General features: G+C 38.1%; 9 protein-coding genes. 3 read left to right on the top strand and 6 right to left on the bottom strand.

Going from position 1 to position 9,571, the window contains the following annotated elements; genetic code table 11:
• Positions 1–56: 56 nt before the first annotated feature.
• The 5 genes from gyrA to DBR11_RS13420 all read right to left on the bottom strand — a co-directional run bounded on the left by gyrA (position 57) and on the right by DBR11_RS13420 (position 5,644).
• Positions 57–2,651: a DNA gyrase subunit A gene (gene gyrA / locus DBR11_RS13440; RefSeq protein WP_108553185.1), complete on the bottom strand. Its 2,595-nt coding sequence runs from the start codon at positions 2,649–2,651 to the stop codon at positions 57–59.
• A 95-nt stretch (positions 2,652–2,746) separates the two neighbouring features.
• Positions 2,747–3,643 carry an oxygen-dependent coproporphyrinogen oxidase gene (gene hemF / locus DBR11_RS13435; RefSeq protein ID WP_108553184.1) on the bottom strand — a complete coding sequence of 299 codons (897 nt, stop codon included), beginning with the start codon at positions 3,641–3,643 and terminating at the stop codon, positions 2,747–2,749.
• A gap of 66 nt (positions 3,644–3,709) precedes the next feature.
• Positions 3,710–4,930, bottom strand: coding sequence for an MFS transporter (locus tag DBR11_RS13430; RefSeq protein WP_108553183.1), 1,221 nt, complete (start codon positions 4,928–4,930; stop codon positions 3,710–3,712).
• A gap of 107 nt (positions 4,931–5,037) precedes the next feature.
• Positions 5,038–5,238, bottom strand: a complete 201-nt coding sequence (locus DBR11_RS13425) for a coproporphyrinogen III oxidase (protein ID WP_108553182.1) — start codon at positions 5,236–5,238, stop codon at positions 5,038–5,040.
• 100 nt (positions 5,239–5,338) lie between these two features.
• On the bottom strand, positions 5,339–5,644 hold the full coding sequence (locus DBR11_RS13420) for a phosphoribosylpyrophosphate synthetase (protein WP_108553181.1): 306 nt from the start codon (positions 5,642–5,644) through the stop codon (positions 5,339–5,341).
• A gap of 79 nt (positions 5,645–5,723) precedes the next feature.
• On the opposite strand from DBR11_RS13420, the gene DBR11_RS13415 reads away from it, so the two are divergent.
• From DBR11_RS13415 to DBR11_RS13405, 3 genes are read left to right on the top strand one after another with little or no spacing between them, the layout of a single operon-like run.
• On the top strand, positions 5,724–6,209 hold the full coding sequence (locus DBR11_RS13415) for a DUF4442 domain-containing protein (RefSeq protein WP_108553180.1): 486 nt from the start codon (positions 5,724–5,726) through the stop codon (positions 6,207–6,209).
• Positions 6,210–6,236: 27 nt separating this feature from the next.
• Complete coding sequence (locus DBR11_RS13410) at positions 6,237–6,872, top strand: helix-turn-helix domain-containing protein (RefSeq protein WP_108553179.1); 636 nt, start codon at positions 6,237–6,239, stop codon at positions 6,870–6,872.
• Positions 6,873–6,909: 37 nt separating this feature from the next.
• Complete coding sequence (locus tag DBR11_RS13405; protein ID WP_108553178.1) at positions 6,910–8,271, top strand: MATE family efflux transporter; 1,362 nt, start codon at positions 6,910–6,912, stop codon at positions 8,269–8,271.
• 47 nt (positions 8,272–8,318) lie between these two features.
• Here the strand turns inward: DBR11_RS13405 and DBR11_RS13400 are convergent, their stop codons facing one another.
• Complete coding sequence (locus tag DBR11_RS13400) at positions 8,319–9,356, bottom strand: aldose epimerase family protein (RefSeq protein WP_108553177.1); 1,038 nt, start codon at positions 9,354–9,356, stop codon at positions 8,319–8,321.
• Between the last annotated feature and the right edge of the window lie 215 nt (positions 9,357–9,571).

The raw sequence follows: 9,571 nt of genomic DNA, 5'->3' as shown, positions 1-9,571 counted from the left end.
GTTATGAGGCTATTCTTTATGTAGAATAGCCTCATTTTTATAGTTATTGAGATTAATTATTCACTTTCAGTGTCTTCAGCATCGGCAGATTCATCTCCTTCAGCTTCCGGTTTTGTTTCACCTTCAACAATTTCAGGTGTTTCTGTTCCTTCTTCCCCTTCAACAATTTCTCCTTCAACAACGTCTTCTTCCTCTTCTTCGTGATCAATTCTGGCAACTGATGCAATCTCATCATTTCCTTTTAGATTGATCAATCGAACGCCTTGGGTTGCTCTTCCCATTACACGAAGACCGCTCACTACAATTCTGATAACGATACCGGATTTATTGATGATCATCAAGTCGTCAGCATCTGTTACATTTTTAATAGCGATCAAATCACCCGTTTTCTCCGTGATGCTAATGGTTTTTACACCTTTACCACCTCTGTTAGTAACGCGGTAATCTTCAACATCGGTACGTTTACCATAACCTTTTTCAGAAACTACCAGGATCGTTGCTTCTGGATTATCCACAGCAATCATGCCAACCACCTCGTCTTTATCATGTCCTAAGGTTACTCCCCTTACTCCTGTTGCAGTTCTACCCATAGGTCTAACTGTAGATTCGTTAAAGCGAATTGCTCTTCCTGAACGCAATGCCATTAAAATTTCACTGCTTCCACTGGTTAAGCTAGCCTCTAGTAACTGATCACCTTCATTGATATTGATGGCGTTGATACCATTTACTCTTGGTCTGGAATAAGCTTCAAGAGATGTTTTCTTAATCGTACCTTTTTTGGTACACATAATGATATAGTTGTTGTCAAGGTACTCCTGATCTTTAAGATTTTTAACTTTGATATAGGCCTTGATTTTCTCCTCTTTCGGGATATTGATAATGTTCTGAATAGCCCTTCCTTTACTTAGTCTTGAACCTTCAGGAATTTCATAAACCCTTAACCAGAAACAACGACCGCTTTCAGTAAAGAAAAGCATATAGTTGTGGTTAGAAGCTATAAGTAAATGTTCTATAAAGTCTTCATTTCTGGAGTCACTTCCTTTTGAACCTTTGCCACCCCTGGCTTGTGTTCTGTATTCTGTAGCTGGAGTTCGTTTAATGTAGCCTTCATGTGATATGGTAATAACAACATCTTCATCTTCGATAAAGTCTTCCATACTCATGTCTTCAGCAGAGTGAACGATATGAGTTTTTCTCTCGTCACCATATTTCTGACGAATTTCATTCAATTCATCTTTGATGATCTGCATCCTTAAGCCTTCGTCAGCTAAAATAGATTTTAAGTATTCTATGGTTTTTTTCAGTTCAGCATACTCATCTTTAATCTTATCGCGCTCCAGTCCGGTTAAACGACGCAAGGTCATATCCAGAATAGCCCTGGCCTGAATGTCACTCAACCCAAATTTTTCCATTAAACCAAGGCGGGCTTCTTCTGGTGTTTCAGATGCACGGATTAATTTAATGACTTCATCTAAATGATCTAAGGCAATTAGATATCCTTCCAGGATGTGTGCTCTTTTCTCTGCTTCGGCCAGTTCAAATTTCGTACGGCGAATAACAACATCATGTCTGTGGTCTACGAAGTGCACTATTAGATCTTTTAGATTTAATAATTGCGGTCTTCCTTTAACCAAAGCAATGTTATTTACACTGAAAGAGGTTTGTAGGGCTGTTTGTTTAAATAAGTTATTTAATACAATAGAAGCATTTGCATCACGTTTGATCTCATAAACGATACGGATACCATCTTTATTCGATTCATCTTTGATGTTGGAGATACCTTCGATTTTTTTCTCTCCTACCAGTTCAGCAGTACGCTCAATCATCATGGCTTTATTTACCTGATAAGGGATTTCGGTTACGATAATCACCTCGCGGTCTTTAAGCATTTCGATTTCAGCTTTGGCGCGCATTACAATACGACCACGTCCAGTTTCAAAGGCCTCTTTTACACCAGTATACCCATAAATAATACCACCTGTAGGAAAATCAGGAGCTTTTATAAACTTCATCAATTCTTCTATAGTGATTTCTTTATTATCTATATAACTTACAGTGCCATCAATTACCTCAGTTAAATTGTGCGGTGCCATATTGGTAGCCATACCTACAGCGATACCAGATGAACCATTAACCAGTAGATTTGGGATCTTAGCTGGTAAAACAGTTGGTTCCTGCAGGGTATCATCAAAGTTCAGCTGGAAATCTACAGTATCCTTATTGATATCAGCCAGCATTTCTTCTGCGATCTTGGAGAAACGAGCCTCCGTATAACGCATTGCTGCCGGAGAATCTCCATCTATGTGTCCAAAATTTCCCTGTCCGTCTACCATTGGATAACGTAAGCTCCAGTCTTGAGCCATACGAACCATAGTGAAATATACGGATGAATCACCATGCGGGTGATACTTACCCAATACTTCACCCACGATACGTGCAGATTTCTTATGCGGTTTAGTGCTTGTTACCCCCAGATCGAGCATTCCGTATAAAACACGGCGATGTACTGGTTTTAATCCATCTCGTACATCAGGTAAAGCTCTTGATACAATAACAGACATCGAATAATCGATATAAGCAGACTTCATCTGCTCGTCTATATTAATTTTAATAATCTTGTCGTCTTCCTGATTTTCTAAATCTTCTGCCATAAAGTAATGTTCGTTAAAAACGATTTAAATAAGGTATTGTTATAACCTTGCGAATTTAATAAAATATTGCCGTTTAAACGTATTGTGGAAAAATATTAAACCCAGTTAATCCCTTTTTTGAGTTTACTTAAAGTATCCGCCTCAGGTGTATTTTCTTCTGGCTGAAAGTTATAGATCCATTTAGCTAAAGGAGGTAAACTCATTAGTATAGATTCTATTCTTCCATTAGTTTCCAGGCCGAATTTGGTGCCAGAATCATAAACAAGGTTAAATTCGGCATATCTGCTTCTTCTAATATATTGCCACTCCTGCTCTTGTTCCGTAAAATCCTTATCTCTATTGCGGTCAATGAGCTCGGTGTAGACCGGAGCAAAAGTATTTCCTACCTCTACAGAGAAGTTTAAAAGTTCGTCAAAAGACAGCCCCGTATTCTCAGGTTTTAAGCGATCGTAGAAGATCCCTCCAACTCCCCTGGTTTCTTCCCTGTGTTTAATGAAGAAATAGTCATCCGCTTGTTGTTTAAACTTGTTATAAAAAGATGGATCAAAACGATCGCATGTCTGTTTTAGCAAATGATGAAAATACCTTGCGTCGGTATCTATGACATAATGAGGGGTTAGATCAATTCCTCCACCAAACCATCTGGTTTGTTCATCCATCTCAAAATAACGAATATTCATATGGATAATTGGTACAAACGGGTTTTTAGGGTGCATAACAATAGATACACCAGTTGCAAAAAAATCATCATTCTCAACATTGAATGCCTTCTTTACAGCATCAGGCAATTTACCGTGAACAGCTGAAAAGTTAACACCACCCTTTTCAATCACATTTCCATTTTGGAGGATTCTTGTACGACCACCGCCGCCACCTTCCCTGTTCCAGATTTCTTCTTCAAATTTGGATGCCCCGTCCGCCTGTTCAAGTGCAAGACAAATTTCGTCCTGAATTTGTTTATATCTGGATACAATCTCTTCTTTAAAAATCATAGTCAAAGTTAACCTTAATAGAACGCTAAATGGCGTTAAAATTGCAGATAGTACATTTTTTTGACACTATTCCTCTACAAAATTAAGATCTCTTCCAAAGGTTTCATCTAAATTATATAAAGCAATATAGGCAAGACCAACAGTAATAATCGCTACACAAACTGCCGCATTGATAATGCCTAAGTTTCCTCTTAACCATTGAAACAACATGCTAACCAAAATTAACGAACCCCGGACCATATTGGGTACACTGGTGGTTACGGTTGCGCGTAGATTGGTGCCAAATTGTTCAGCAGAAATGGTAACAAAAACAACCCAGTAGCCGGTGAAAATTCCGAAGAAAACACATAAAACATAAAAATTGGTGGCAGTCCATCCAGTATTAAATAAGAAAAACATAATGGACAGAAAAGTTAATGTCAGGAATACGAATACAATTTTTTTCCTGTTTTTAAAGATCTGGCTCAGGGCTCCGGCCAGAAAATCACCCAATGATATACCTATGTAAGTGAACATTACCCCTTTTCCATTGTCCAGTACATCTTTAGCATGAAGCGCTTTTCCAAAATCAGGGGCTGCCCCTACTAAGATTCCAACAACAAACCATAAGGGCACTGCAATTAAAATGCAATTCAAATATTTGAAGAAACGTTTCCTGGTAAAAAGCATAAGGAAATTACCCTTGGATACGTCTTTTTTGGCCATATTTTCAAACAAACCAGACTCAAACACTCCGATTCGGAGCAAGAGTAAAATAATGCCGAGTCCGCCACCTACAAAAAATGCAGTTCGCCATTCAAAGAAATCTCCAACAAGATAAGCCGCAACTGCCCCCATAAGACCGATACCTGCGACAAGCATAGTACCGTATCCTCTTTTCTCTTTACTCATGCTCTCACTAACCAGCGTGATTCCTGCGCCCAATTCACCAGCTAAACCTACACCTGCAATAAATCTGAAAAAGGCATACATCGGTATTGAGGTTACAAAACCATTGGCAATATTGGCTATAGAATACATCAAAATGGAACCAAAGAGGACGGACAACCTACCCTTTTTATCGCCTAGAATGCCCCAAAGAATTCCCCCAATGAGTAAACCTGCCATTTGCCAATTCATCAGATTAAAGCCGGTGTCTGTGAGTTTGTCTGGGCTAACCCCAAGAGAAGTAAGACTTTTGTTTTTTATTATTAAAAACAAAAGCAGGTCATAAATATCAACAAAATAGCCAAGTGAGGCTACAAGGATTAGAAAAAATAAGTTTTTATTCTGCTTCAAGGCATTCATTATAGTTTGATTTGGTTTTTTGAAAGTACAAACAAAATCAAATAATGCCACAAATTAAATATAAAAAAAAAGCTCCCCGATCTTCTGGGAAGCTTTGAAGAGCAGAGCTACATCTTTTTTGTAGTATCCGGAGGAGTAGTCTTCGTTGTGTCGATCACCTTTTTAGAGGTGTCTGTTGTCTTTATCGTGGAATCGGTGGTTGTACTTGTACTATCCCTGGTTTCCGTTGCATTTTTTGTTGAATTGCATGCCGAAGCGAGTATAATCATAGAGCCCGCAACTGCAAGACTTAGAATTGTCTTTTTCATAGTTTGATTTTTTAATTTCAATGAAATAAACAAGATGCATTCAAAGCATTTTGTTTAAAACTACTTAGTTAACAGCGTCTAAGGGAAAAAGTTTTAAAAACTAATGATGCATTTTCAGCTTGTCTAAAAGCTCTGGAGAAACATTTTCAGCATATGCACCATAGGCATCTATTAAAACGCCCTTAAGGTTGCCCACGGGCGAAGATATGGCATATATAACTGCACTGTCTGCCGGATCATTCATGCCTTCAAACCGATAAAATTCTTCGATTTCAAATTCCTCTGGCATGAGTCTTAAATCAATTGATTTACACTCAATGCAGTCTGGTTGTAATATGAAATCATATTCATAACCTCTTTTGCCAAGGTCTTCTACTGCTGCTGTAACTGTTTCATAAATATACATACACTAATTTACTTAAAATTTACGCTAACATCATACATTTAATTTAAAAGTTCAATAATCTTTTCGATATTTAAGCGTCATGGTTGTATCAGAAAAAACCCTTAAATGGGCCTTGTGCTTTTACCCTCCCTTATTCTTTCAGAGAATCTGGATCCGGAAATTCCACAAAGACTTTAGAGGTGTAGATGTTAAGATCAGTAAAAGTATTTTAAACCGCAATTATAATGGCTCTATTTATGGAGGAACTATATACGGAGCGACAGATCCTTTCTATGCGCTCTTGTTTGACCAGTTGCTTCAGCGCCAAGGCTTTAAAGTCAGGGTGTGGCTAAAGAGTGCATCTATACAATACCTTAAGCCCGGTCGCACCAATCTTTACTTCACCATTTTGATTACAGACGAAATGCTCAATGATGCTATTGAGTCGTTAAATACCACAGGAAAGTTTATAAAGGCTTATCCTATGGAACTTTTTGATAAAAAGGGAGAATTGTGCGCGACGGTAATGAATGAGGTTTATGTGAGAAACCTTCATTATGGTGAAAAAGCAGCTGTTGCTTATTAATGGGATTACGGAACTTAAGTATGGTTTATGAACATCAGAAAGTTAATATTACAGGGAGAAGGGACGACATTAGACTTCAAAAAGACGATAACAAACGTAGAGAAGATTGCTAAAAGTCTCGTGTCTTTTGCAAATAATAAAGGTGGGCAATTACTTATTGGTGTAGCTGATGATGGAAGTATAAAGGGCGTTAAATCTGAGGATGAAGAGAAATACATGATTACCAAGTCTGCACATCAATATTGCAGACCAGCTATAGAACCCGAATTCGAAGAAATTTATGTTGAAGATAAACTGGTATTACTGGTCAGAATTCATGCAAGTGATACCAAACCTCATTATGCCCTTGATGAAAACAAAAAATGGTGGGTATATTTCAGGGTGAATGATAAAAGTATTCTGGCCAGCAAGGTTATTGTCGATGTGTTAAAAAAGGGCAATAAAGAGACGGGGCAGCTTATTTCCTATACTGATCATGAAAAGAAGCTATTTGATTTTTTGAAAGAGGAAAAAAGGATTACCCTAAGGGAATTTAGTAAAATCACAAGAAGTTCTAACCGGCATGCCCAAAAAATTTTAGTCAATATGATCCTTGCAGGCGTGCTTTTACCACATACTTCAGAGAAGGAAGAATACTTTACAATGGCAGATTCCAGTAAATAGCCCTATCTTTGCTGTTTATCTACCATTTCCTTTTTTTATGCTCCAGACGTTATATTCCAAGTACAAGCCCTACTATTCTGACAATTTAAGACTTGCAATGCCTATTGTTGTTTCGCAACTGGGACATACTCTGGTCCATATGGCCGACAGTGTGATTGTGGGACATTTTGCAGGAACCATTCAGCTTGCAGCGGTATCCTTAGTCAACAGCCTTTTTATGCTTGTATTGGTGCTTGGGTTGGGAATTTCTTACGGATTGACGCCCCTTATTGCCAGGGAGAACGGAAGTAAGAATTACGATGAGTGCGGTAAGTTGTTAATTAATAGCTTTTTATTAAACGTCATTACTGCAATACTTCTTTATTGCTTCGTCCATTTTGGAACCTTGATCATCATTGATCATATTGGGCAATCGCCTGAAGTAGTGGCCTATGCAAAGCCATACCTTGGATACCTTGCGGTTTCCATTATTCCACTTATGGTGTTTCAAACCTTTAAACAATTCGCCGAAGGTCTTGGCTTTACAAAACAAGCTATGTTTGTATCTATCTGGGGAAATCTGATTAACATTGTTCTGGGAATTATCTTTGTAAAAGGTATGTTCGGAATAGCCCCCATGGGTGTAAAAGGTGTGGGTTTAAGTACTTTGATAGATCGGTGCCTAATGGCTGTGGTGATGTGTATTTACATTCTCCGGTCACAATATTTTAAAGCTTACATCAAAAGCTTTAAGCTTAAATACCTGAACAGGCAGCTGGGCACAAAAATTGTGAAAATTGGAGCACCCGTAGCACTTCAATACTCCTTTGAAATCAGTGCATTCAGTGGAGCCGCCATCCTCATAGGAACAATTGGCGCTGTAGAACAGGCTGCTCATCAGGTGGCCATTAATCTTGCATCAATAACCTACATGCTTGCCAGTGGAATTGCTTCTGCAGCAACGATTAAAACGGGTAATAACCTTGGGAAGAAGAATTTTATCGACCTCAGGAATTCAGCCGTTGCCAGTTATCATGTTATTATAGGATTTATGAGTTTAACAGCGCTAATGTTTGTCTTCGCCAATCATATATTGCCATATATCTATACCGAAGATCTGGCGGTTATCCATATTGCAGCACAATTGCTGATCATTGCAGGTTTTTTCCAGTTGTTTGATGGCACACAAGTTGTTGGCCTGGGCGTACTAAGGGGTATTGGCGATGTGAATGTGCCCACATTGATCACATTTATTGCCTATTGGATTATCGGAATTCCTTTAGGTTACCTTCTTGGAATTAAACTTGGTTTAGGCGTAAGCGGTATCTGGTATGGATTAACTTTTGGACTGCTTAGTGCATCGGTTTTGTTATTCTTCCGTTTTCAGAAAAAAACAAAATATTTGGCTTCCCATACTTAAGAAATAATAACCCCCATTAGGAAATTATCCGGATGAGGGTTTACATCTTATTTATGTTCAATTTTATAAATCGTCGTTTGTTTGTAAGTCTCGCCAGGCAACAAGACAGTACTTGGAAACTCAGGGATATTAATCCCGTTAGGATGGTGTTGCGTCTCCACACAAAAGGCACTGTACGGCCCATAATTCCTGCTCCCTTTGCCATTCTGTACTTTCAGGTATTTTGCAGTGTAAAAATGCGCAACCGGTTCAGTTGAAAATACCGATAGTTTCAACCCACTTTTTTCTTCGGTTGTTTCAGAAGCCAAGGAAAGTTCTCCATAATTGCCATCAAGTACAAAGGACTGATCATATCCCTCTTGCACATCCCAGTCCGCACCTATCAACTTAGGTCCCAGAAAATCGTATTTTGAGCCATCTACAGGGATAAGTGCCCCAGTAACAACGTAGTTGTCGTCTTGTTGTAAATAATGGCTTGCAGGCATTCTGTGTGTATGATTTTCTATGTTATCTCCTTCTGGCGATAAATTAAAATAACCATGGTGTGTCAAATTAATAGCAGTCGGTTGATCTGTTTCTGCTCTAAAATCAAGGACAAGTTCGTTCGCTTCCGTTAATTTGAAGGTGAGTTGTACCGTTAAATTTCCAGGAAATCCTTCCTCTCCATCGGGACTTATGTATTGTAAAGTCAAACTTGGATCAGTCGTAGGCAATATATCCCATACTTTCTTATCAAAACCAATCTTTCCTCCATGAAGGCAATCCTTTCCATTTGTTTGTGGAAGCTGGTAGGATTTTCCATCGATACTAAACTTGCCATCTTTTACGCGATTTGCGTATCGCCCAATTACAGCACCTAAATAAGGATAATCTGCCAGATAATCTTCGCTGATATAGCCAGAGAAATCGTCAAAACCAAGTACAATGTCTTGCTTCTCTCCTTTCGCATTAACGGTAATAAAATGACTGATTATTGCACCGTAATTGTATATTTTAACATAAGTTCCTTGATTATTAATGAGTTCAACGGCAAAAATCTCTTTGCCATCAATTATATGTCCGGTCTTTATTAGGTTTGCTTTCATCTGCTTATTTTATTGAGCTTTATAATTAACAATACTATCAATACTTTACTAAAACAAAGAACTTAATTTTATTTTTTTTAATGACAACAGATTTACCAATCAGGTTTTTTGAGCATGGATGGAAACAATTATCAGTAATTTAATTTTACTTTTGTAAATAATGAAACCACTATACCCAGCAATACATAAACCTATATGAATAATTTGGGAGGCAT

It is taken from the genome of Pedobacter sp. HMWF019, assembly GCF_003061025.1.
Classification (GTDB): Bacteria; Bacteroidota; Bacteroidia; order Sphingobacteriales; family Sphingobacteriaceae; genus Pedobacter.
This window is presented reverse-complemented; position numbering and strand designations above follow the sequence as displayed.